The sequence below is a fragment of the uncultured Roseobacter sp. genome (genome assembly GCF_947499265.1).
GTDB lineage: Bacteria > Pseudomonadota > Alphaproteobacteria > Rhodobacterales > Rhodobacteraceae > Roseobacter.
In genome coordinates this window covers 484,957-507,240 of record NZ_CANMNK010000001.1, presented here as the reverse complement: position 1 = coordinate 507,240, position 22,284 = coordinate 484,957, and the positions used below count along the sequence as shown (strand labels likewise).

The following is a 22,284-nucleotide window of genomic DNA, read 5'->3' as shown; positions in this document are numbered from 1 at the left end:
AGGAGCGACCCTTGTATTTCACGGGACGCTATGAAGATCGCCTTTGGACCATCGCGTCCCGCACGCCTATTTGCGTGACATCCCATATTTCACGCGTAGGGTGAGCCGAGCAAACTGGAACCTTCATGCCCACCAAAGATCGAACCGGCCTGGCGATACTGCTCAGCCTAATTGCCCTCGCCCTATTTGACGCAATGGGGCTGATCATCAAGCATTTATCGGCTGGCTACTCAGCCGCCGAACTCTCTGCCTGGCGCAACCTGTTTGGCCTGGTACCGGCCTCTATTGCGCTCTGGTCCTCGCGGTCCTGGCACAACGCCGGTCGTAACCTGCGCATCCGTCAATGGCGACTTGCCCTGGCGCGCGGCGCCATCGTCACCGGGGCGCAGTTGAGTTTTTACCTGTCGCTGGGACGGCTGGAGTTTGCAACCGCATCCACCATCACATACGCGAATGCGCTGTTCATGACGGCAATGGCTGTACCCTTGCTTGGCGAAAAAGTCGGGCCACTCAGATGGGCGGCGGTCATGATCGGTTTCGTCGGTGTCATCCTCGTGATGCAACCCGGCTCCGACGCCTTTTCGACCGATGCGCTGCTCCCGCTGATTGCGGCCTTTCTCTATGCTCTTGTGGGTGTCACCGCGCGGCTCTTCGACGATGATGTGCCCAGCCCGCTTGTAAACCTCTACTCCTCTGTCACCTCACTCGCGGGGGCGTTTCTCGTCGCTCTTTTCTGGGGCGGATTCACCCCAATTGCCAATAGCACCGACATGGCGTGGATCGTCGCAATGGGGGCGGTCGGAGGTACCGCGGTGCTCTTTCTGGTTGTTTCGTACCGGATGACAGAGCAAAGCAATCTCGCCCCGTTCAGCTATTTTGGCATTCCGATGGCTTTTGTTCTGGGGTGGATCTTCTTTGACGAAACACCCTTCGATGCTCTGTTTCCGGGCGCTCTTCTGATCGCCGCCGGAGGCCTGATGATTGTCTGGCGCGAGCGGGTTTTACGACAACGCAGCAAAGCCCGCGTTGCAGAATAGATCGGTAATCCGATCCAACCGGCATGAACCTTCGCAACTACTTTTCTCTTTAAATCAATTGGTTAAATTCTTTTGAGGTACGCCCCTCAAAAAAATCATCGACATGAGGTACGCCCCTCAATTAGCCTGAGGATGTCCTAAAATCGAATCGGCATGGACCGGTCGGAGAGGACTTATGGGAGGTAACACATGAAACATTCAAAACTGGCTTCGGTCAGCGCCCTCAGCCTCGTCGTCGCGAGCATGGGCGCATCCGCTCAGGCCGAAGATCTGACATTGTGCTGGGCCGCTTGGGACCCTGCAAACGCGCTTGTTGAACTCAGCAAAGAATTTGAAGCCCAGTCCGGGCACACAATGAGCTTTGAATTTATTCCGTGGCCAAATTTTGCGGACCGCATGCTCAACGAACTCAACTCCGGCGGTAAGCTGTGCGATCTGCTGATTGGCGACAGCCAATGGATCGGCGGTGGTGCCGAAAATGGTCACTACGTAAAACTCAACGATTTCTTCGATGCCGAAGGCATCTCGATGGGTGATTTCGCCGACGCGACGGTCTACGCCTATTCCACATGGCCAAAGGGCACGCCGAACTACTACGCACTGCCCGCGATGGGGGACGCCAACGGCTGGTTCTATCGCAAGGACTGGTTCGAGCGTGACGACATCAAAGCGGCCTTCCAAGAGGCCACGGGCCGCGAATTGGCGGAACCCAAGACCCAGAAGGAGCTGCTTGAAATCGCGCAATTCTTCCAGGAACGCGAAATCGACGGCCAAACCGTCTATGGCGCCGCGATCTTCACGGAACGGGGATCCGAAGGCATCACCATGGGTGTCACTGGCGCGCTTTACCCCTGGGGCTTCAAGTATGAAAACACCCCCGGCTCCTATGACATGGAGGGCGCTGTAAATTCGCCCGAAGCTGTTGAGGCGCTTGAATTCTATAAAGAATTCTATGAAACAGCGACGCCCCCGGGCTACACTAACTCCTACATGGGTGAATCGCTCGACGCCTTCAAATCCGGTCAGGTCGCGATGGCAATGAACTGGTTCGCTTTCTTCCCGGGCCTCTATGCCGACCCGAATACGGGGGGCGACAAGATCGACTTCTTCGTGAACCCGCCGCAAAATCAGGCAGGCTCCACGCTGGGCGGTCAGGGCATCTCCGTCGTGGCCTATTCCGACAAGCAGGACGCAGCACTTGAGTACATCAAATGGTTTGCCGATCCGGCGGTCCAGCAGAAATGGTGGGACTTGGGCGGCTATTCCGCGCATAAGGCCGTGCTGGAAAGCCCGACGTTCAAAGACAGCGCCCCCTTTGCCGGGGACTTCATTGAGGCCATGGGCGCGGTGCAGGATTTCTGGCAGGAGCCAGCCTATGCCGAATTGCTGCTGGCGATGCAGAAACGCATCCATGACTACGTGGTGGCCGATCAGGGTACCGCCAAGGAAGCGCTGGACAAGCTGATCGAAGACTGGACGGAAACCTTCGAAGACGAAGGCAAACTCTGAACAAAACGTCAGGTGGGCTTCGGCCCGCCTGACCCCCTCTTCTAGCCGGTGAGGTGGGCCTGTGGGTCATCTTGCCACGGGAAAGCTGTGCCTGATGACCGAGACCCCAATCACCCGCGCCGCAGCGGCGACACCGCCCACCGTCGCCCGCAAGATCAAGGGCCTCAGCGACCGCGCCATCGCCTGGACCTTTGTTGGCCCAACGATCTTTCTACTGCTCGCGATCAACATCTTTCCGCTGATCTGGACGATCAATCTCAGCTTCACCAATTTTCGCGCCAACCGCCTGAACCGCGAGGTCGAATACGTCGGATTTCGTAACTACGAACGCATCCTGACCGACAGCGACATCTGGCTGAACATGCAGGCCACCGCACATTTCCTGTTCTGGACTATTGTCTTGCAGGTGCTGATCGGCTTCACCCTCGCCTATCTGATCAACAAGAAATTCAAGGGCAATGATCTCTGGACCACGATCATCGTGCTGCCGATGATGCTCAGCCCGGCGGTGGTCGGCAATTTCTGGAAATTCCTCTACCAGCCGCAAATCGGTCTTTTCAATTACATCGTGGCGTTCTTCACCGGCAAGGATCCGTCGAGTTTCGAGATGCTCGGGTCTGTCGATCTCGCCCCCTGGTCCATCGTGATCGTCGACACCTGGATGTGGACGCCCTTTGTGATGCTGATCTGTCTCGCCGGGCTACGATCCATCCCCGATTACATCTACGAGGCCGCAGAGGTGGATCGCGCCTCCAAACTGCGCCAGTTCTTCACCATCACCATCCCGATGATCCTGCCCTTCCTGATGCTGGCCGTGCTCTTCCGCGGGATCGAAAACTTCAAGATGTTTGATCTGGTGGTGCAGCTCACCGGCGGCGGCCCCGGGTCCACGACCGAGCTCACCTCGATCAACCTCAAACGCGAGGCATTTGAAAAATGGCGCACGGGCTATGCCTCCGCCTATGCCATAATACTCTTTGTCACCGTGTTTGGTCTCGCCAGCATCTATGTCAAAGCGCTCAACAAGGTGAAGGAACGGTGATGTCTTTTTGTGAAATCCGGCTGCCCAGAGACGCAGGCCTCTGCCGTTGGGCTGCGCCGCTCACCCCCTTGGCCCTGGCCTTTGCCGCGCTGGCTGACCATGCGAACATTGATACGGCACCGGCACGGATCGAAAGCATGCGTATCGCCGACCCGGACCCCGATCCTTCGGAGAGCCCGTCATGAGCAGCTTCTCCGTGACCGAGCCCAGCAAGCGCTCGAAGTGGTTTGCCGGTAGCCTCGTCATTCTCTACGCGCTGATCACGATGATCCCGCTGGCGTGGATCATGCTCACGGGGTTCAAATCACCTGCCGACGCGATCAGCTATCCCCCCAAGGTGTTCTTTGAACCCACGCTCGAAGGCTACGTGAACCTTTTCACCACGCGGACCCGGCAAACGGACGAATTCCTCGCCGCCAACCCGCCCGAAACCTGGTACGAAGAGATCGTGCGCCAATACGATATGGTCATCGCGGGCCCGTCAAAATTCGGCGAGCGGTTCCTGAATTCGGTGATCATCGGCTTTGGCTCCACTTTCCTCAGCATTTTCCTCGGCACTCTCGCTGCTTATGCCTTCAGCCGGTTCAAAATCCCTCTGGCCGACGATCTGCTGTTCTTTATCCTCTCGACGCGGATGATGCCGCCCATCGCCGTCGCGATCCCGATTTTCCTGATGTACCGCCAGCTTGGCCTGTCGGACACGCACCTTGGCATGATCCTGCTCTACACGGCAGTGAATATCTCGCTGGCGGTCTGGCTGCTCAAAGGCTTCATCGATGAAATCCCCCGCGAATACGAAGAGGCGGCCCTCATAGATGGCTACACAAGGTTCCAGGCCTTTTACAAAGTCGTCCTGCCGCAGGCCGCCACGGGCATCGCCTCCACCGCGATCTTCTGCCTGATCTTCGCCTGGAACGAATACGCCTTTGCGGTCCTGCTGACCTCCGGCACCGCGCAGACCGCCCCGCCCTTTATCCCGACAATCATCGGTGTCGGCGGCCTCGACTGGCCGGCCGTGGCCGCAGGTGCCACGATCTTCCTGCTGCCGGTGATGATCTTCACCGTCGCGCTGCGCAAGCACCTGCTGCGCGGGATCACATTTGGAGCCGTGCGCAAATGAGCAACTTCATCACCGGCCTGCTGCGCCTCAAACGCGGCCCCTGGGAGATGGTCGCAACCCTTCTCATCGCCCTTGGTGTCTTCATGCTGATGCAACCCTTCGTGATGTGGGCCTACACCTACTCCTTCATCACAACATTGATCGGCACGGTGATGTTCATCATCGTCAGCCATTTTCCGGAGTAACCCCGCGTGGCGCAAATCATCATCAAGAACGTCCGCAAGGAATTCGGCGATTTCACCGCCGTGAAGGAATCCAGTTTTACCATCGAGGACGGGGAATTCTTCATGCTGCTGGGCCCTTCGGGCTGCGGTAAAACGACGACGCTGCGCATGATTGCGGGTCTGGAATTGCCGACGTCGGGCGAGATTTATCTCGATGGCGAGGAGATCAGTCAAAAACCACCGGGCCAGCGCGACATCGCCTTTGTCTTCCAGATGTTTGCGCTCTACCCACATATGAATGTGCGCAAAAACCTCAGCTATCCGCTGGTCTCGCAGGGCATGGCCCGCCGGGATGTCAAAGCGAAGGTCGCGGAAGTTGCGGGCATTCTGGGGATCGAAAGCATTCTCAACAAGCCGGTGGGGGGCCTCTCGGGAGGTGACCGTCAGCGCGTGGCGCTTGGTCGTGCCATTGTCCGCGATCCCAAGGCTTTCATGATGGATGAACCTCTGGGCGCGCTCGACGCGGAATTCCGCGAGCACATGTCCGAAGAGTTGCGCGCGTTGCACGACCGCATGGGGGCCACAACGGTTTACGTGACCCATGACCAGCTCGAAGCCATGCAGATGGGCGACAAGATCGTGGTCATGAACAATGCCGTGGTCGAACAATTCGGCACCCCGCAGGAGATCTACGACAAGCCCGCCACCATGTTCGTGGCTGATTTCATTGGCTCGCCGTCGATGAATTTTCTGCGATTTGACGGCGCTGTTGCGGAGGGTGCGCAGACTGTGGACATGCATGGCCAGACGATGGGCGTGCCGCGCCAGATGGAAGGCACCACCGGCAAGCTGGTGTTTGGCGTCCGGCCGGAGCACGTCACGCTCAGTGACAGCGGCAGCTACCGCGGCGAGGTGTTGGCAACCGAATACCTTGGCACCACGCAGATCATTACGCTGGATACACCAAACGGGGAATTGAAAGCGCGGGTGCCTGCGGGGCAGGTCGCGACCGTGGGTGAGAAGGTCGGGCTGGGGTTCAAGCCGGAGGCAGTGACCCTATTTGATGAAACATCTGGCCGCGCCCTGCGCTCTGAGCTCAACAGTGAGGTGCTGTCCCATGGCTGAGGTCATTCTCAAGAGCGTCTCGAAATCATTTGGCGATACGGTCGGCGTTGCAGGCATCGACATGACCATCCCCGATGGCGCCTTCGTGGTGTTACTCGGCCCAACTGGCGCCGGGAAAACCACGACCCTGCGTTTGATCTCAGGTCTGGAAAAGCTTGACGCGGGCGAGATCAGCATCGGCGGGCGCAACGTCATGGATGAGACACCGGCTCAACGCGACGTGGCGATGGTTTTCCAGCAATACTCGCTTTATCCGCATCTGACGGTGCGCGAAAATCTGGAGTTCCCGCTGAAATCGCCAATCCTGAACACGCCAAAGGACGAAATCAAACGCAAGGTTGATGAGGTCGCATCGGTGCTGCAGATCACCCACAAGCTCGACAACAAGGCAACCGCGCTTTCGGGCGGCGAGATGCAGCGCGTCTCCATCGGGCGCGCGTTGGTGCGCGATCCGCAGGTCTACCTGATGGACGAACCGCTCAGCTCGCTGGATGCAAAACTGCGCACGGATCTCCGCATCGAACTCAAACGCATTCAGGCCAGCCTCGGGGCCACGATCCTATATGTGACGCACGACCAGATCGAGGCGATGACCATGGCAACCCATGTCGGCGTCCTGAACGAAGGCAAACTGGTGCAATACGGCACGCCGCGCGAAATCTATGAAAACCCGAATTCGGTTTACGTCGCCTCCCGTCTGGGCCAACCGCGTATCAATATCCTGCCCGCCGATCTTTTTGGCGCCGCGCCGAAGGATGCCCATCAAATCGGATTGCGCCCCGAGCACGTTCAGCAAGGCGAAGGGCGGGCGGCCGAGGTTGGGCGCGTCGAGCATCTTGGCGATCACACCCGGCTGCATCTGCGCCTTGAAGGGCATGACATCACGACGCTGGCCGATCCACATGCAGACTATGCGCCCGGTGCCAAGATCAAAATCGCGCCGCGCGATCCGCTTTGCTTTGATGCATCCGGTGACAGAATTTACTGAGAAGGGGAAAGACATGGCACAATTCATCAACGACAAGGAAACGCTTGTCACGGATGCAATCGATGGGTTGTTGGCCGCCTCGGATGGCGCTCTTTACCGGCTCGATGGATATCCGCACATCAAGGTTGTGTGCCGCAGCGATTGGGATAAATCCCGCGTTGCGCTGATCTCGGGCGGCGGGTCTGGCCATGAGCCCGCGCACGCCGGATTTGTCGGGGACGGCATGCTCACTGCAGCCGTCTGCGGAGAGGTCTTTGCCTCGCCTTCGGTCGATGCCGTGCTTGCAGGTATCCTTGCGGTCACGGGCGAAGCGGGCTGTTTGCTGATCGTGAAAAACTACACCGGCGACCGTCTCAATTTTGGCCTAGCGGCGGAACGTGCGCGTGCGTATGGTTTGAAGGTTTCGATGGTCATTGTCGACGATGACATCGCACTCCCCGATCTGCCGCAGGCGCGCGGTGTGGCAGGCACGCTTTTTGTCCACAAGATCGCCGGCAGCCTGGCCGAAGATGGCGCCGATCTGGAGACCGTTACCCAAGCCGCCGAAACGACGGTAAACGACATGGCCTCCATCGGCAAATCGCTGGACACCTGCACCGTGCCCGGATCGACCAAAGAGGATCGCATCGCAACCGGTATGGCCGAACTGGGGCTGGGCATTCACGGCGAGGCAGGTGTCGAGCAGGTCGCCTTTGAAGGGGCCATTTCCGCGATGGAGATGGTGCTCGACAAGCTCATGCCCCATGTCGCAGGCCAGGAGTGTGTGGCGCTTCTAAACAATCTCGGCTCGACCACGCCTCTGGAAATGGCGGTGCTGACGCACGCACTGGCCCATTCGGAAAAGGCGCAAGGCATCAAAGCGATCATCGGCCCGGCCCCGATGATGACGTCATTGGACATGCATGGGTTTTCGGTATCCGTCTTGCCGATGACATCCGATAGACAGGCGGCGCTCAACCGTTCTGTGCCGCTTCCCGATTGGCCGGGCATGGCGATGTTGGCGCCGGTCGCGGTCAAACCGCTTCCTGACGGGTTAAGCCCGATCCAGCCGATCCCCTCGCAAAACGCCAAGACGCGCGCCTTGATCGAAACCTGCTGCGATCTGCTGATAGCAGCGGAAGCGGATCTCAACACGCTGGACGCCAAATCCGGGGACGGTGACACGGGCAGCACATTGGCAACAGCATCACGCGCCTTGAAAGGATCGCTGGACAGAATGCCGCTGGCGGATCTGACACAGCTATTCCGCGCCATTGGCAATGAGCTGAGCCAGACCATGGGCGGATCATCCGGGGTGATCCTTGCGATTTTCTTTGGCGCCACGGGGGACGCCTGCGCCAATGGCCACCCGACGCCCGAAGCGCTGTTGATGGGCTTGGAGCGGATCAGCCAGGTGGGCGGTGCGGGCATCGGCGACCGCACCATGATCGACGCGTTGCAGCCAGCTCTCGAAGCATTGCCGCAGGGGGTCGACACCGCAGCCCTCGCTGCCCGTACGGGAGCGAATGGAACTGCTGCAATGGGCAAGGCGAAAGCGGGTCGCGCCTCCTACGTGCCCGAAGAAAACCTGATCGGACATAACGACCCCGGTGCCGAGGCCGTCGCACGGCTCTTTGAAGGATTGGCGGAAGCGCTGAAAGGATAGCTAAAGACAGCATGAAAATCGGCCGCGACACCCCCTTGAACCCAACCGTGAACGACATTGCCCGTGTCGCGCAGGTCAGCCTTGCGACCGTTGATCGCGTGCTGAACGAACGCCCGGGCGTGCGGAAAGTCACCGTCGAAAAAGTCAACCGCGCGATTGCCGATCTGGGCTATGTCCGCGATACCGCAGCGGCCAATCTGGCGCGTGGACGGGTCTATCGGTTTCTGTTCATTCTGCCCGCGACCAACAATGAATTTGTCGACCTCATCGAAAATCAGGTGGCTGATCTATCTGTCGGTCTGAAACGTGAACGCACCCGGCTGTCCTGCACCCGCGTCCCCGCCTTTGATCCCATGGCGCTGGCGGATGCCATCAATGCGCTTGATCCGACACAGGTGGATGGTGTGGCGATCTTCGGGCCGGAAACGCCTTCCGTACGCGACAGTATCTCGCGCCTGCGTCAGCACGGCGTCTCGGTTGTCTCGCTGGTGGCCGACATCCCCAGCTCGGAACGCAACACCTATGTCGGCATCGACAACATCGCAGCCGGGCGTACCGCTGCCCAGCTCATGGGTCGTTTTCTCGGGCCGGTTTCGGGCAACATCCTCGTGGTCACAGGCTCGATGCTGGCGCGTGATCATCTGGAGCGCCGCCTGGGCTTTGACGAGGTCATGTCGCGGGACTTCCCCAACCTGAACATACTTGCCTCGCTGGAAGGGCGGGACGATCCCGATCTGATTGAAAAGCTCCTGCCACAAGCAATGACCGGATCGCGGGATATTCTGGGCATCTATTCTTCAGCTGCAGGCAACGCCGGTCTGATCCGACATTTCGACAAACACCCTGATGTGAAGCGTCCGAAGATCATTGCCCATGAATTGACACCCCTGTCGCGCGCGGCTTTGGGCGCCGGTCTTTTTGATGCGGTCATCAGTCAGGATTCCGGCCATCTGGTGCGCAGCGCGGTCCGCATCATGCGTGCCCACAGCGATAGCGCGCCAATCAACCTGGCACAGGAGCGCATTCGCATCGACATATATCTAAAGGAAAACCTGCCACCGGATGCCGGTGGCACATTGGGAGGATAGGATGAAAACCATCAAGGGACCGGCGCTGTTTCTGGCGCAGTTTGCAGGCGATGATGCGCCGTTTAATTCTTGGGATGCGATCACCAAATGGGCGGCTGATTGCGGCTACAAGGGGGTGCAGGTGCCAAGCTGGGACGCACGCCTTTTTGATCTGGAACAGGCGGCGGCCAGCAAGGATTACTGCGATACGTTCAAAGGGCAGGCGGCGGAGAATGGCGTCGAGGTAACCGAACTCTCGACCCACCTGCAGGGTCAGTTGGTTGCGGTGCATCCCGCCTATGACACCGCTTTCGACGGCTTCGCCGATCCTTCCGTGCACGGTGATCCAAAGGCCCGTCAGGAGTGGGCGGTGGATCAGGTCATGAAGGCGATCAGCGCCTCGGCCAATATGGGCATCAAGAACCATGTGTCATTCTCCGGCGCGCTGGCCTGGCCCTATATCTACCCATGGCCACAGCGCCCCGCCGGATTGGTCGAGACCGCATTTGACGAGCTTGCCAAGCGCTGGCGTCCGATCCTTGACCATGCCGAAGACAACGATGTGAACATCTGCTACGAAATCCACCCGGGCGAAGACCTGCACGACGGCGTGACCTTCGAGATGTTTCTCGAACGGGTCGACAACCACGCCCGCTGCAACATGCTCTACGATCCATCGCATTTTGTGTTGCAGTGTCTCGACTACCTCGATCACATCGACATCTACGCCGACCGGATCAAGATGTTTCACGTCAAGGATGCGGAGTTCAATCCCACCGGGCGGCAGGGCGTCTATGGTGGCTATCAGTCCTGGGTCGACCGCGCCGGGCGTTTCCGCAGCTTGGGCGACGGGCAGGTGGATTTCGCGGGCATCTTCTCCAAGCTCGCCGCGATTGATTTCGACGGGTGGGCCGTTGTGGAATGGGAGTGTTGCCTGAAACACCCAGAGGATGGCGCCCGCGAAGGCGCGCAATTCGTCAAGGATCACATCATTCGTGTGACTGAACGCGCCTTTGACGACTTTGCCGATGGCGGCACGGATGATGCTGCAAACCGTAAGATGCTGGGGATCTGATCATGACAAATCGCATACGCCTAGGTATGGTTGGCGGCGGCAACGACGCTTTCATCGGCGCCGTGCACCGTATCGCGGCACGGCTCGACGATCGCTATGAACTGGTCGCCGGGGCACTCTCTTCCACGGCAGAAAAAGCGCAAGCCTCGGGCGCGGCGCTAAGGCTCGACCCGGCGCGCACCTACGATGACTTCAAGCAGATGGCGATCCGTGAAGCACGGCTGAAGAACGGGATCGAGGCCGTAGCCATCGTGACCCCAAATCACGTCCACTATGCCGCGGCGCGCGAATTTCTGAAACGCGGCATCCACGTGATCTGTGACAAGCCGCTGACCTCCACCATGGCGGATGCCCGCAAGATGGCCAAGGCCGTTGAGGACTCGGACGCGCTGTTCCTCCTGACGCACAATTACACCGGATACCCCATGGTCCGACAGGCGCGCGCGATGGTCGCCAACGGCGATCTCGGCGAGATCCGCGTGGTACAGGTGGAATACCCGCAGGATTGGCTGACCAAGCATGAGGATTTCAAGCAGGCCGCTTGGCGCACGGACCCCGCGCAATCCGGTGCTGGCGGGTCAACGGGCGACATCGGCACCCACGCACATAATCTGGCCTGTTTTGTCACCGGCCTCCGCGTGGAAAGCCTCGCCGCTGATCTGCAGGCCTTTGTGTCCGGGCGACAGCTCGATGATAATGCGCATGTGATGCTGCGCTTTGCGGGTGGCGCCCGTGGTATGCTGTGGTCCAGCCAGGTCGCCCCCGGCAACGAAAACGCACTGCGGCTTCGGGTCTATGGTGAGCAGGGCGGGCTGGAGTGGGAACAGGAACATCCCAACCATCTGTGGCATACGCCCTTTGGCGAACCAAAACGCCTGATCACCCGCAACGGGGCGGGCGCAGGTGAGGCCGCGGCCAGGATGAGCCGTGTCCCGCCGGGCCATCCCGAAGGCTATCTGGAGGGTTTCGCCAACATTTACAGCGAAGCGGCAGAGGCCATTGTGGCCCATCGGTCCGGGCAAAAACCGGACGCGGAGGTGACCTATCCGACCATTCACGACGGCCTGCGCGGCATGTATTTCGTGGATGCCTGTGTGCGATCATCCGCCCGCAATGCCGCATGGGTGAATTTGCCGGATTAGGTATCTACATTCCGTAAACAGACTGTTTACGCGCCAGAATTGAATACCCGCCGCTGACCTCAGCAGGCGGGCACCTGTCTGATATCAATGACGAAAACTCTGGCGGCAACTGTGTCTCACATCCCTTTCGGCGCCAACCCATGCAATTCGCTTAAAACTGTTCTGTTTTCCGGCAGGCGCTGGCGGAATGAATTTGACACGATGGGGTCCACATTCGTCAGAGGGGCACAATGTTAGACACACACTCCGCAGATCAGCTTGCGGGACTGCTCAATCAATTCTCAGTTCCGATGTTCGCCGCCGAACGCCCGACAGGGAAGCATGGCTTTCGGTACATTTGCATCAACCACACGCTGTCCAGCGCCACCGGATTTCAGCCTGACACAATCTGCGGGCGTGATCTGTGCGATTTTCTCCCGGAAACGGTGGCGAAAGTCATGGTGGGAAACCTGACAAGATGCGCTGGCATGCAGCAGGGTCTTCGCTGTCGCGAAACCTGGGAGACACCGCTTGGTTGGCAGGAGTGGGACACGACCCTTCAGCACGTGCAGCTGCCGTCAGGTGCTGACCGCGTGATCGGCACCGCGTTTCAGGTCGCGCAAGACCGCAGCCCGGACAGCGAAAGGGTCACCTTTGACAATATTCGGTTCCATTCCTCGCTGGCTGAAATGCAATTGCAAAATCTGGTCTCCCTGTTTGAAGCCACGCGTGATCAGGGCCTGTTCAGCCATGACAGTCTCAACCGCGTCACCCGGCTCTGCGGTATCTGCCGCACGGTTCAACGCTCCGTCGCGGACATCAGGGATGCTGTGCGCCAAACCCGTCCTCCATCGACCATGAGCACGCCAGCTCTAGAGGCCCCGCAAGCCCCGGCAGATTTCAATTGCACCCAAGGCATCGGCCAGCAAACCACACGGGCGATCTACGATTCCGCGCGGGAAGTTGTCCTGGCAGCTGACTAAAGTGTTACCAAATTTATATGCATGCAGATAAATCGTAACATTATGATTGAACCGAATCCCCGCCTGACCTAAACTCCGGCTAATTCGGAGGACTCTATGCAGGCATATATTTGTGACGCGCAGCGCACGCCGATTGGTCGGTATGGCGGCAGTCTGTCTTCTGTGCGCGCAGATGATCTGGCGGCCGCGCCAATTGCGGCGCTGATGGCCCGCAACCCATCTGTGGATTGGGCACGTGTGGATGATGTTATCCTGGGCTGTGCCAATCAGGCGGGAGAAGACAACCGGAACGTGGCCCGGATGGCAGCGCTTTTGGCAGGTCTCCCGATTGACGTCCCCGGATCAACGATCAATCGCCTCTGCGCCTCCGGCATGGACGCCGTGGGGGCCGCTGCGCGCGCAATCAGGGCAGGGGATATCGACCTTGCCATCGCGGGCGGGGTGGAGAGCATGAGCCGCGCGCCCTTTGTGATGCCCAAGGCGGAGGCTGCTTTCTCCCGTGCCAATCAGGTCTTTGATACGACCATCGGCTGGCGGTTTGTGAACCGCAAGATGAAGGAGTCCTACGGCACGGACTCGATGCCGGAGACCGCGGATAACGTGGCCGAAGATTATCAGATCAGCCGTGAAGATCAGGACGCCTTTGCCGCCCGCAGTCAGGCCAGATGGCACGATGCGGATACGGCAGGGGTCTTTGCCGAAGAAATCACGCCTATTGCAATACCGCAGCGACGCGGCGATGACATCGTCGTTGACAAGGATGAACACCCCAGACCCGGCACCAGCGCGGAGACGCTGGCAAAACTGCGCGGCATCAACGGCGCCGACAAGACCGTGACGGCAGGCAATGCCTCTGGCGTGAACGACGGTGCCGCCGCCCTGCTCATTGCCTCCGAGGACGCCGCGAAAGACCATGGGCTGACGCCAATGGCGCGGATCGTTGCGATGTCCGCGGCCGGTGTCGCGCCGCGGGTCATGGGCATTGGCCCGGTCCCCGCTTGCGAAAAAGTTTTGGCGCGCGCGGGCCTGAGCATTGATCAGATGGATGTGATAGAATTGAACGAAGCCTTTGCCTCGCAGGGGCTCGCGACGTTGCGCGCGCTTGGGGTGCCCGATGATGCGCCCCATGTAAACGCCAACGGCGGGGCCATCGCCATCGGCCATCCACTGGGGATGTCGGGTGCGCGGCTGGTGATGACTGCGGCCTATCAGCTCAAACGCACCGGCGGACGCTATGCGCTCTGCACCATGTGCGTGGGCGTCGGCCAGGGCGTCGCCCTTATTCTGGAGCGTGCGACGTGACGCGCGCTGATCCTTGAAAGGACCTGAACCATGTATGCACAGATGATTAAATCAACCGGCAAGGGGGTGAAATCTCTGGATGAGATGGAACCCGATGAGCGCGCCTTTCAGGAACGCATCAATGCCGGTGGTAAGATCGAACCGAAGGACTGGATGCCGGACGGATACCGCAAGACGCTGATCCGCCAGATCGGCCAGCACGCGCATTCCGAAATCGTTGGCCAGCTGCCCGAAGGCAACTGGATCACCCGTGCGCCGACGCTGGAGCGCAAGGCGATACTGCTGGCCAAGGTACAGGATGAGGCGGGCCATGGGCTGTATTTGTACTGCGCCGCCGAAACGCTGGGCGTCAGCCGGGATCAGCTGACCCGCGACCTGCTCAGTGGCAAGATGAAATACTCCTCGATCTTCAATTATCCAACCCTGACATGGGCGGATATGGGGGCCGTCGGATGGCTGGTCGATGGCGCGGCGATCATGAACCAGGTACCGTTGCAGCGCACCTCCTACGGGCCCTACGCCCGCGCCATGGTGCGCATCTGCAAGGAGGAATCCTTCCACCAGCGGCAAGGCTTCGACATCATGATGAAGATGGCCAATGGCACAGAGGCGCAGCGCAAGATGGCACAGGATGCGCTCAACCGGTTCTGGTATCCCTCGCTGATGATGTTCGGCCCGTCGGATGAAAACTCGGTACATTCGGCGCAGTCCATGGCCTGGAAGATCAAGATGAATTCCAATGACGAGCTGCGTCAGAAATTCGTCGATCAGACCGTGCCACAGGCGGAATACCTTGGCCTGACCGTCCCGGATGAACACCTGAAATGGAACGAAGATCGCGGGTCATACGAATTCTCGGAACCGGACTGGGACGAGTTCTTTGACGTGTTGCAAGGCAATGGACCGTGTTCGGTGGACCGGATGGAGGCGCGCAACAAAGCCTGGGATGAGGGCCGTTGGGTCCGCGAAGGATTGCTGGCCCATGCCGAGAAGAAACGCGCACGCAAAATGGCAGCGGAGTAAAAGATATGAGCAGCCCTGAATCCGGATCCTACGACGCCACCGAGGCCGCACCCCATGGCAAACCCCGCGCCACCGAATGGCCGCTCTGGGAAGTGTTCATTCGCGGCCAGCACGGGCTGAGCCACCGGCATGTGGGCTCGCTGCATGCCGCCGACGCAGAAAGCGCCATCAAAAACGCCCGCGACGTCTACACCCGCCGCAACGAGGGAGTCAGCATCTGGGTGGTCGAAGCCAGCGCCATTGCCGCCTCCAGTCCGGAGGAAAAAGGGCCGCTCTACGAGCCGTCCAACGACAAGGTCTACCGCCACCCGACGTTCTTCGACATCCCCGACGAAGTAGGTGCGATGTGAGCGACCCGCTGTTCGAATTCCTCTGCCGGATGGGGGACAACACGCTGGTGCTGGGGCATCGCGTGTCGGAGTGGTGCGGCGTGGCGCCGGTGCTGGAAGAAGACATCGCGCTGGCCAATACCGCGCTGGATCTGATTGGTCAGACGACGCTTTGGCTGAACCTGGCGGGCGAGGTCGAGGGTAAGGGGCGTGACGCTGATGCGCTCGCCTTTCGCCGGGATGTCTGGGATTTCCGAAATGTTTTGCTGGTGGAGCAGCCCAATGGTGATTTCGGCCAGACCATGATGCGGCAGTTTCTGTTCGATGTCTGGCACAAGGGCTATCTGACCGCGCTGCAAGACAGCAAACATGATCAGATCGCAGCCGTCGCCGAGAAATCTCTCAAAGAGGTCACCTATCATCTTGAACGCACGATGGACACGGTGATCGGCCTGGGCGACGGCACCGAGGAAAGCCACAACAGGATGCAAAAGGCCCTTGATAAGCTCTACCCTTATGTTGGTGAGCTCTTCGTCAGGGACGATGTGGATGACGCGATGATCGCAGCTGGCATCGCGCCCGATCCTGCGGCCTTGCGCGCGGATTTTGACGCGGTGCTCGACGCGGTCCTCCGCGAGGCCACGCTCACCAAACCCGAGAGCGATTTTGCGCATAAGGGCGGCAAGTCCGGGCAACGCCATTCCGAACATCTCGGCCATATGCTGGCGCAGATGCAATGGCTACAACGCACCTATCCGGACGCGACATGGTAGACGCGACATGATAACCGACAAGCCTGATCTGAAGACGGTATGGGATTGGCTCGACGCCGTGCCAGACCCGGAGATCCCGGCGATCAGCCTGATTGATCTCGGCATCATTCGCGACATTCAGTGGCAGGGCGACACGCTCGAAGTCACCGTGACACCGACCTATTCCGGCTGCCCCGCGACCCGGATCATCAATCTGGATATCGAAACGGCGCTACGGGACCGGGGGATCGAAAGCATCACCCTGAAAACGCAGCTATCGCCCGCCTGGACCACCGATTGGCTAAGCGAGCGTGGCAGAGCGCGGCTTGAGGCCTATGGCATCGCGCCACCGCAACCCGCCGGTGGGCCGCAGCATTGCCCGCTTTGCAAATCCGATCAGGTAGAACGGATCAGCCAGTTTGGCTCGACCCCCTGTAAGGCGCAGTGGCGCTGCAGCGATTGCCTGGAACCCTTCGACTACTTCAAGTGCATCTGAGATATGGCCCAGTTTCATCCACTCACCGTCACCGAGATCCACCACACTATTCGCGATGCCGTGGTGCTGACCCTGAAGCCGGAGGACCCCGGTGTCTTTGCCTTCACCCAAGGCCAGTATCTGACGTTCAAACAGGATTTTGACGGCACGGAATTGCGGCGGAACTACTCGATTTGTGCGGGCCTCGATGATGGTGTGCTGCAGGTGGGGATCAAACGGGTCGACGGCGGTGCGTTTTCCACCTTTGCGAACACGGACCTTAAGATCGGCGACACGTTGCATGCGATGCCGCCTTCCGGCGCGTTTTTCACCCAGATAGAGCCTGACAAGGCCAAAAACTACCTTGGCTTTGCGGGCGGGTCGGGCATCACACCCGTTCTGTCGATCCTGAAAACCGTGCTGCACCGCGAACCTCGCGCCACATTCACGCTGGTCTATGCCAACAGGGCGGTGAACACGATCATGTTCCGCGAAGAGCTGGAGGACCTGAAAAACCGCTACATGGGGCGGCTGACCATCATCCACGTTCTGGAATCCGGGCAGGATATGGAGCTCTTCACCGGCCGTGTGGACCAAGCGAAATGCGAAAACCTGTTCAAGCACTGGATCGATGTGACATTGATCGATACCGCATTCATCTGCGGGCCGGAACCGATGATGCTGGCCATTGCCGAGAGCTTGAAAACCCATGGGTTAGAGCCTGATCAGATCAAATTCGAACTCTTCACCGAAAGCCAGCAGGGACGTCTGGCCAAACAGGAGATCGCCGCGCGCGCAGCGGAACAACCTGGAACGCAAGCCCAGGTCACGGTCGAAGGTGTCACGCGGTCCTTTACCATGCCCAAGGATCAATCCGTTCTGGAGGCCGCGCTCGACAATGCGCTCGATGCCCCCTTTGCCTGCAAGGCCGGGGTTTGCTCGACCTGCAAGGCGCGGGTGTTGGAGGGTGAGTACGAGATGCTCAGCAACCACGCGCTGGAAGATTATGAGGTCGAACAGGGCATGGTCCTGACCTGCCAATGCTATCCGCTGAGCGATAAAATCACCGTCGAATACGACACCCATTAAGGACAGATCATGCCGAAAGATTCGAGCATCCGCGACATTCACAGCTTTGCCGCCGGTGCGTGGATCAGCCCGGGGCAGGGCGCGCGCCACATCGCCAGCGCCATCACCGGCGAGGTGATTGCGACCGCAGGCAACGATGCGCTCGACGTACAGTCGATGCTGTCTTATGCCCGCGACACCGGTGGGCCTGCCTTGCGCAGCCTCACATTTCATGATCGTGCACGCATGCTCAAGGCGCTGGCCCTGCATCTGAGGGAACATCGCCAAACGCTCTACGATCTGAGTTTTGACACGGGTGCGACGCAGTCCGATCACATGATCGATGTGGATGGTGGCATCGGCACCACGCTGGTCTTCGCCTCAAAAGGACGGCGTGAGATGCCCGATGCGCAGGTCTATCTCGACGGCCCCGTCGAGCAGTTGGGTCGGGAAGGCCAGTTCGTGGGCCGTCACATCGCCACACCTCTGCTGGGCGTCGCGGTGCATATCAACGCTTTCAACTTCCCCGTCTGGGGCATGTTGGAAAAGCTGGCCCCCACCCTGCTGGCCGGTGTGCCCGCGATCGTGAAACCGGCCACCGCCACCTGCTATGTGACCGAGGCTTGCGTGCGCATCATGTTGGACAGCGGGCTGCTACCGGCGGGCGCGCTGCAACTGGTCACCGGCGGTCTGGGCGACATGCTGGACCATCTGGATTGTCAGGATGTGGTCAGCTTCACCGGCTCCGCCGACACAGCATTGAAACTGCGCGGCAATCCGCGGCTGTTGAGCCGCTCCACCCGGTTCATGGCCGAGCAGGATAGCCTAAACGCGTCGGTTCTTGGGCCGGATGCAGGACCCGGAACGCCGGAATTTGATCTCTTCATCAAGGAGGCGCACCGTGAAATGACCGCAAAGGCGGGGCAGAAATGCACCGCGATCCGCCGCATCATGGCGCCGCAAGCACATGTCGATGCCGTCATCGCCGCGCTCTCAGATCGTTTGGGCAAAACCCGGATCGGGGATCCACGTCTGGAAACGACCCGCATGGGGGCGCTGGTTTCGGGCGCGCAGAAAAACGACGTTCTGGACAAAGCCGGGCTTCTTGCGACTGAGGCCGAACGCGTCTTTGGCGACCCCGGTCATTTTGCGGTTGACGGCGCGGAGGCGGACAAAGGTGCCTTTTTGCCGCCGATGCTCTTTCACTGCGCTGATCCCGATGCTGCCGAACGCGTGCATGATACCGAAGCCTTCGGGCCGGTTTCCACCGTGATGGGGTACCGCGATCTGGACCATGCCATCGCGTTGCTGAACCGGGGCAACGGATCCCTGGTCGCCTCCGTTATCACGAACGATGGCGACGTCGCACGGCACATGACGATGGGAGCGGCGGCCTACCACGGGCGGCTCTACTTCAACAACCGCACCTCGATGGCAGAGGCGACCGGGCACGGCGCACCACTGCCGCATATGGTCCACGGCGGACCGGGCCGCGCGGGCGGTGGCGAAGAACTGGGCGGCATCCGGGGTGTGATGCACTATATGCAGCGCACCGCGATCCAGGGCAGCCCGGATATCTTGACGGCCATCGGCGGCCAATGGGTGCCCGGTGCACGTGAGGCGTTCGATAAACCGCACCCCTTTACCCGCCCCTTCAATGACCTGCAGATCGGTGACACGCTCATGGCGGGCCCGCGCAAGATCACGCTGGAGGACATCGAAACCTTCGCGCATTTCACCGGCGATACGTTTTATGCGCATATGGATGACGCCGCAGCCGCAGCCAACCCCTTCTTTCCGGGCCGTGTGGCGCATGGCTATCTGCTTCTGAGCTTTGCCGCCGGCATGTTTGTGCAACCCGATCCCGGCCCGGTGCTGGCAAACACCGGTCTGGACAGTTTGCGGTTCATGGCACCGGTGCAGGCCGACGACAGCATCCACGTGCGCCTCACGGTCAAGGCCAAGACACCGCGCAATGAAGACTATGGCGAGGTCCGCTGGCACGTGACCCTCACCAATCAGGAAAAGGCCGCCGTGGCGGAATACGAATTGTTGACGATGAATGCCTTCTGATCCCCTGCGCCCGCTGACAACCGCACTTACCGACCTCGGCGGGCAGCGGGTCTGGTCGCTGATCGTCAGCGTCTTTGGCGATCTGGCGCAGGAGGAGGCATCGGCCATCGACGGCCCGGTTCTATCCGCGATCATGACGGCGATGGACGTACGACCCGAAGCCATCCGCGTGGCGCTGCACCGCCTGCGCAACGATGGCTGGATCACGTCGCAGAAATCCGGCCGCACCAGCAGGCACAGCCTGACCGCACATGGCCGCGCAGAAACGATCGCCGCCGCCAAACGCATCTATGCCGGTCCTGACGACATGCCAACGCGCTGGCAGATCATCCTGACGGAAGGCGCAGACCCGGATCAACGGGCGCGCATTGTTGCCGAAGGATACACCGCACTGACCTCGCGGGTTTTTGCGGGTCCACAGGATGCCAGGGTGCCGGGTGATGCGCTTCTATTGCAAGGCCACCGTGTACCGCATTGGCTCAAAACCCAGCTTACGCCTGCGCGCCTCATAGCGGACTACGAAAACCTGCATGTCATCCTGACCCGGATCGATGCAGAACTGCCCGAAGGTTCGGACCTCTCCCCGCTGGAGGTGGCGATATTGCGCTGCCTGATCGTACACAACTGGCGACGCCTCGTGCTGAAACACCCTGACCTGCCCGCAGCGCTTTACACCGACGCCTGGCGTGCGCATGACTGCCGCGCACTTGTCAGCAAGCTTTTGCACCGGTTTCCAAGGCCCGACCTCGCGACGCTTTTGGAGGAACCTCGTGCTTCCACAAGCCAAGGAGGCAGGATATAGGGGGCGCATGACACATAGCGTTTACAAGAATGACCTGCCGGATGACCTCGATTTGGGGCCTGTTGTGGCAATCGATTGTGAGACGATGGGGCTGCAGCCGCACCGCGACCGTCTCTGCGTGGTGCAGCTTTCGGGCGGTGACGGCACCGCGCACCTCGTCCAGGTCGCAATCGGCCAGACCGAAGCGCCAAATCTCTGCGCGCTGCTGGAAGACCCCAAAGTGTTGAAACTGTTTCACTTCGGACGGTTTGATATTGCGGCGATGCTGAACACCTTTGGCGCCACCGCCGCCCCCGTCTATTGCACCAAGATCGCCAGCAGGCTTGTTCGCACCTACACCGACCGGCACGGGCTCGCGAAACTGTTGCAGGAACTGCTGAACATCGACATCTCGAAGCAGCAGCAATCCAGCGACTGGGGGGCAGAAACGCTGACCGAAGCGCAGGTGGATTACGCAGCCTCCGACGTGCTTTACCTGCACCGCTTGCGCGATGCACTGAACACGATGCTGGAACGCGAGGGCCGGATGGAGATTGCACAAAGCTGTTTTGACTTCCTGCCCATGCGCGCGCGCCTCGACCTTGAAGGGTGGCCCGACACGGACATCTTTGCACATTCATGAGCACGCCCTTCCTTGATACCGCCCGGCGGGTGATCCGCAAGGAGGCCGATGCGCTCACCACGCTGGCCGATGGGCTGGACGCACGGTTTCGCGATGCCATTGATCTCTTGCTCAACAGCAAGGGCCGCGTGATCGTCACCGGTATCGGTAAGTCCGGGCATATCGCCCGCAAAATCGCCGCCACCATGGCCAGCACCGGCACGCCTGCGCAATTCGTGCACCCGGCGGAAGCCAGCCACGGTGATCTTGGCATGATCACCAGCGCCGATGTGGTGCTGGCAATCTCCAATTCCGGCGAAGCGCCTGAGCTCGCCAACCTCGTGATCTACGCGAAACGTTTCAGCATTCCACTGCTGGGCATCACCAGCGTCGAAACCTCCAGCCTGGGCCGCGAGTGCGATGTCGTGCTCCTGCTGCCCCGACTTGGCGAGGCCTGTGGCACGGGTGTTGTACCTTCCTCCTCGACGACGATGACGCTGGCGTTGGGCGATGCGCTGGCAATTGCGTTGATGGAACATCGCGCTTTCACGCCAGAAAATTTCCGCGATTTTCACCCCGGCGGCAAACTGGGCGCACAGCTCAGCCGCGTCTCTGACCTGATGCACAGCGGTGACGACATGCCGCTGGTCGCACCCGATACACCGATGTCCGATGCACTGATCGAAATCAGCCAAAAAAGTTTCGGCGTGGTGGGCGTAGCGGATGCAGACGGTCACTTGGCAGGCATTATCACCGATGGCGACCTGAGGCGCCACATGGATGGGCTGTTGTCCCTTTCTGCCAAGGACGTGATGACAGCATCCCCGGTGACAATCGAGCCCGGCGCGCTGGCGGAAAAGGCCGTCGCGATGATGCAGGCGCGCAAGATCACCAGCCTGTTTGTGGTGGCGGCGGACGGGCCGCCGAAACCACTTGGGTTGATCCGCATTCACGACTGCCTGCGCGTGGGTCTGGGGTAATCC

Annotated in this window: 23 protein-coding genes; all 23 read left to right on the top strand. The window is 60.1% G+C overall.

Features of this window, described 5'->3' with window-relative positions; translation table 11 throughout:
* The first annotated feature begins 125 nt into the window (after positions 1-125).
* The 23 genes from Q1A63_RS02495 to Q1A63_RS02385 all read left to right on the top strand — a co-directional run bounded on the left by Q1A63_RS02495 (position 126) and on the right by Q1A63_RS02385 (position 22,281).
* The gene (locus Q1A63_RS02495; protein ID WP_298968985.1) at positions 126-1,037 is read left to right on the top strand and encodes a DMT family transporter; all 912 of its coding nucleotides are present in this window, start codon (positions 126-128) and stop codon (positions 1,035-1,037) included.
* Positions 1,038-1,226: 189 nt separating this feature from the next.
* Positions 1,227-2,546 (top strand): extracellular solute-binding protein, encoded by a 1,320-nt coding sequence (locus tag Q1A63_RS02490; RefSeq protein ID WP_298968984.1) that lies wholly within the window; start codon positions 1,227-1,229, stop codon positions 2,544-2,546.
* A gap of 94 nt (positions 2,547-2,640) precedes the next feature.
* Positions 2,641-3,588, top strand: coding sequence for a sugar ABC transporter permease (locus tag Q1A63_RS02485; protein WP_298968982.1), 948 nt, complete (start codon positions 2,641-2,643; stop codon positions 3,586-3,588).
* Positions 3,588-3,773: a hypothetical protein gene (locus Q1A63_RS02480; protein ID WP_298968980.1), complete on the top strand. Its 186-nt coding sequence runs from the start codon at positions 3,588-3,590 to the stop codon at positions 3,771-3,773. Before Q1A63_RS02485 ends, Q1A63_RS02480 begins: the two co-directional genes overlap by 1 nt.
* Positions 3,770-4,708, top strand: a complete 939-nt coding sequence (locus tag Q1A63_RS02475; protein WP_298968978.1) for a carbohydrate ABC transporter permease — start codon at positions 3,770-3,772, stop codon at positions 4,706-4,708. The genes Q1A63_RS02480 and Q1A63_RS02475 overlap by 4 nt, the downstream gene beginning before the upstream one ends.
* Positions 4,705-4,893, top strand: a complete 189-nt coding sequence (locus Q1A63_RS02470) for a hypothetical protein (protein ID WP_298968976.1) — start codon at positions 4,705-4,707, stop codon at positions 4,891-4,893. Before Q1A63_RS02475 ends, Q1A63_RS02470 begins: the two co-directional genes overlap by 4 nt.
* A gap of 6 nt (positions 4,894-4,899) precedes the next feature.
* The gene (locus tag Q1A63_RS02465) at positions 4,900-5,997 is read left to right on the top strand and encodes an ABC transporter ATP-binding protein (protein ID WP_298968974.1); all 1,098 of its coding nucleotides are present in this window, start codon (positions 4,900-4,902) and stop codon (positions 5,995-5,997) included.
* The gene (locus Q1A63_RS02460; protein WP_298968972.1) at positions 5,990-6,985 is read left to right on the top strand and encodes an ABC transporter ATP-binding protein; all 996 of its coding nucleotides are present in this window, start codon (positions 5,990-5,992) and stop codon (positions 6,983-6,985) included. The genes Q1A63_RS02465 and Q1A63_RS02460 overlap by 8 nt, the downstream gene beginning before the upstream one ends.
* Positions 6,986-6,998: 13 nt before the next feature.
* A complete protein-coding gene (locus tag Q1A63_RS02455; RefSeq protein WP_298968970.1) occupies positions 6,999-8,630 on the top strand; it encodes a dihydroxyacetone kinase subunit DhaK in 1,632 nt (543 codons plus the stop codon).
* An 11-nt stretch (positions 8,631-8,641) separates the two neighbouring features.
* Positions 8,642-9,718 (top strand): LacI family DNA-binding transcriptional regulator, encoded by a 1,077-nt coding sequence (locus Q1A63_RS02450; protein WP_298968968.1) that lies wholly within the window; start codon positions 8,642-8,644, stop codon positions 9,716-9,718.
* A 1-nt stretch (position 9,719) separates the two neighbouring features.
* A complete protein-coding gene (locus Q1A63_RS02445; RefSeq protein WP_298968966.1) occupies positions 9,720-10,772 on the top strand; it encodes a sugar phosphate isomerase/epimerase family protein in 1,053 nt (350 codons plus the stop codon).
* 2 nt (positions 10,773-10,774) lie between these two features.
* The gene (locus Q1A63_RS02440; protein WP_298968964.1) at positions 10,775-11,914 is read left to right on the top strand and encodes a Gfo/Idh/MocA family oxidoreductase; all 1,140 of its coding nucleotides are present in this window, start codon (positions 10,775-10,777) and stop codon (positions 11,912-11,914) included.
* A gap of 230 nt (positions 11,915-12,144) precedes the next feature.
* The gene (locus Q1A63_RS02435; protein ID WP_298968962.1) at positions 12,145-12,876 is read left to right on the top strand and encodes a hypothetical protein; all 732 of its coding nucleotides are present in this window, start codon (positions 12,145-12,147) and stop codon (positions 12,874-12,876) included.
* A 96-nt stretch (positions 12,877-12,972) separates the two neighbouring features.
* A complete protein-coding gene (pcaF, locus tag Q1A63_RS02430; RefSeq protein ID WP_298968961.1) occupies positions 12,973-14,178 on the top strand; it encodes a 3-oxoadipyl-CoA thiolase in 1,206 nt (401 codons plus the stop codon).
* Between the two features lie 30 nt (positions 14,179-14,208).
* Positions 14,209-15,201 carry a 1,2-phenylacetyl-CoA epoxidase subunit PaaA gene (gene paaA / locus Q1A63_RS02425; RefSeq protein ID WP_298968959.1) on the top strand — a complete coding sequence of 331 codons (993 nt, stop codon included), beginning with the start codon at positions 14,209-14,211 and terminating at the stop codon, positions 15,199-15,201.
* Between the two features lie 5 nt (positions 15,202-15,206).
* The gene (gene paaB, locus Q1A63_RS02420) at positions 15,207-15,551 is read left to right on the top strand and encodes a 1,2-phenylacetyl-CoA epoxidase subunit PaaB (RefSeq protein WP_298968957.1); all 345 of its coding nucleotides are present in this window, start codon (positions 15,207-15,209) and stop codon (positions 15,549-15,551) included.
* Positions 15,548-16,303 carry a 1,2-phenylacetyl-CoA epoxidase subunit PaaC gene (gene paaC, locus Q1A63_RS02415; RefSeq protein WP_298968955.1) on the top strand — a complete coding sequence of 252 codons (756 nt, stop codon included), beginning with the start codon at positions 15,548-15,550 and terminating at the stop codon, positions 16,301-16,303. The genes paaB and paaC overlap by 4 nt, the downstream gene beginning before the upstream one ends.
* Before the next feature lie 7 nt (positions 16,304-16,310).
* Positions 16,311-16,778, top strand: coding sequence for a 1,2-phenylacetyl-CoA epoxidase subunit PaaD (paaD, locus tag Q1A63_RS02410; RefSeq protein ID WP_298968954.1), 468 nt, complete (start codon positions 16,311-16,313; stop codon positions 16,776-16,778).
* Between the two features lie 3 nt (positions 16,779-16,781).
* The gene (locus Q1A63_RS02405; protein WP_298968952.1) at positions 16,782-17,846 is read left to right on the top strand and encodes a ferredoxin--NADP reductase; all 1,065 of its coding nucleotides are present in this window, start codon (positions 16,782-16,784) and stop codon (positions 17,844-17,846) included.
* A 9-nt stretch (positions 17,847-17,855) separates the two neighbouring features.
* Positions 17,856-19,898, top strand: a complete 2,043-nt coding sequence (paaZ, locus tag Q1A63_RS02400; RefSeq protein ID WP_298968950.1) for a phenylacetic acid degradation bifunctional protein PaaZ — start codon at positions 17,856-17,858, stop codon at positions 19,896-19,898.
* The gene (locus Q1A63_RS02395; protein WP_299630531.1) at positions 19,888-20,700 is read left to right on the top strand and encodes a PaaX family transcriptional regulator C-terminal domain-containing protein; all 813 of its coding nucleotides are present in this window, start codon (positions 19,888-19,890) and stop codon (positions 20,698-20,700) included. The genes paaZ and Q1A63_RS02395 overlap by 11 nt, the downstream gene beginning before the upstream one ends.
* Before the next feature lie 7 nt (positions 20,701-20,707).
* Positions 20,708-21,322: a ribonuclease D gene (locus Q1A63_RS02390; RefSeq protein ID WP_299630529.1), complete on the top strand. Its 615-nt coding sequence runs from the start codon at positions 20,708-20,710 to the stop codon at positions 21,320-21,322.
* A complete protein-coding gene (locus Q1A63_RS02385) occupies positions 21,319-22,281 on the top strand; it encodes a KpsF/GutQ family sugar-phosphate isomerase (RefSeq protein WP_299630527.1) in 963 nt (320 codons plus the stop codon). The genes Q1A63_RS02390 and Q1A63_RS02385 overlap by 4 nt, the downstream gene beginning before the upstream one ends.
* Positions 22,282-22,284 lie beyond the last annotated feature (3 nt).

What these genes read in the sequence shown, in the direction of transcription:
- Q1A63_RS02495 (WP_298968985.1), top strand. Translation starts at nt 126, where the DNA reads ATGCCCACCAAAGATCGAACCGGCCTGGCGATACTGCTCAGCCTAATT.
- Q1A63_RS02490 (WP_298968984.1), top strand. Translation starts at nt 1,227, where the DNA reads ATGAAACATTCAAAACTGGCTTCGGTCAGCGCCCTCAGCCTCGTCGTC.
- Q1A63_RS02485 (WP_298968982.1), top strand. Translation starts at nt 2,641, where the DNA reads ATGACCGAGACCCCAATCACCCGCGCCGCAGCGGCGACACCGCCCACC.
- Q1A63_RS02480 (WP_298968980.1), top strand. Translation starts at nt 3,588, where the DNA reads ATGTCTTTTTGTGAAATCCGGCTGCCCAGAGACGCAGGCCTCTGCCGT.
- Q1A63_RS02475 (WP_298968978.1), top strand. Translation starts at nt 3,770, where the DNA reads ATGAGCAGCTTCTCCGTGACCGAGCCCAGCAAGCGCTCGAAGTGGTTT.
- Q1A63_RS02470 (WP_298968976.1), top strand. Translation starts at nt 4,705, where the DNA reads ATGAGCAACTTCATCACCGGCCTGCTGCGCCTCAAACGCGGCCCCTGG.
- Q1A63_RS02460 (WP_298968972.1), top strand. Translation starts at nt 5,990, where the DNA reads ATGGCTGAGGTCATTCTCAAGAGCGTCTCGAAATCATTTGGCGATACG.
- Q1A63_RS02455 (WP_298968970.1), top strand. Translation starts at nt 6,999, where the DNA reads ATGGCACAATTCATCAACGACAAGGAAACGCTTGTCACGGATGCAATC.
- Q1A63_RS02450 (WP_298968968.1), top strand. Translation starts at nt 8,642, where the DNA reads ATGAAAATCGGCCGCGACACCCCCTTGAACCCAACCGTGAACGACATT.
- Q1A63_RS02445 (WP_298968966.1), top strand. Translation starts at nt 9,720, where the DNA reads ATGAAAACCATCAAGGGACCGGCGCTGTTTCTGGCGCAGTTTGCAGGC.
- Q1A63_RS02440 (WP_298968964.1), top strand. Translation starts at nt 10,775, where the DNA reads ATGACAAATCGCATACGCCTAGGTATGGTTGGCGGCGGCAACGACGCT.
- Q1A63_RS02435 (WP_298968962.1), top strand. Translation starts at nt 12,145, where the DNA reads ATGTTAGACACACACTCCGCAGATCAGCTTGCGGGACTGCTCAATCAA.
- pcaF (WP_298968961.1), top strand. Translation starts at nt 12,973, where the DNA reads ATGCAGGCATATATTTGTGACGCGCAGCGCACGCCGATTGGTCGGTAT.
- paaA (WP_298968959.1), top strand. Translation starts at nt 14,209, where the DNA reads ATGTATGCACAGATGATTAAATCAACCGGCAAGGGGGTGAAATCTCTG.
- paaB (WP_298968957.1), top strand. Translation starts at nt 15,207, where the DNA reads ATGAGCAGCCCTGAATCCGGATCCTACGACGCCACCGAGGCCGCACCC.
- paaD (WP_298968954.1), top strand. Translation starts at nt 16,311, where the DNA reads ATGATAACCGACAAGCCTGATCTGAAGACGGTATGGGATTGGCTCGAC.
- Q1A63_RS02405 (WP_298968952.1), top strand. Translation starts at nt 16,782, where the DNA reads ATGGCCCAGTTTCATCCACTCACCGTCACCGAGATCCACCACACTATT.
- paaZ (WP_298968950.1), top strand. Translation starts at nt 17,856, where the DNA reads ATGCCGAAAGATTCGAGCATCCGCGACATTCACAGCTTTGCCGCCGGT.
- Q1A63_RS02395 (WP_299630531.1), top strand. Translation starts at nt 19,888, where the DNA reads ATGCCTTCTGATCCCCTGCGCCCGCTGACAACCGCACTTACCGACCTC.
- Q1A63_RS02390 (WP_299630529.1), top strand. Translation starts at nt 20,708, where the DNA reads ATGACACATAGCGTTTACAAGAATGACCTGCCGGATGACCTCGATTTG.
- Q1A63_RS02385 (WP_299630527.1), top strand. Translation starts at nt 21,319, where the DNA reads ATGAGCACGCCCTTCCTTGATACCGCCCGGCGGGTGATCCGCAAGGAG.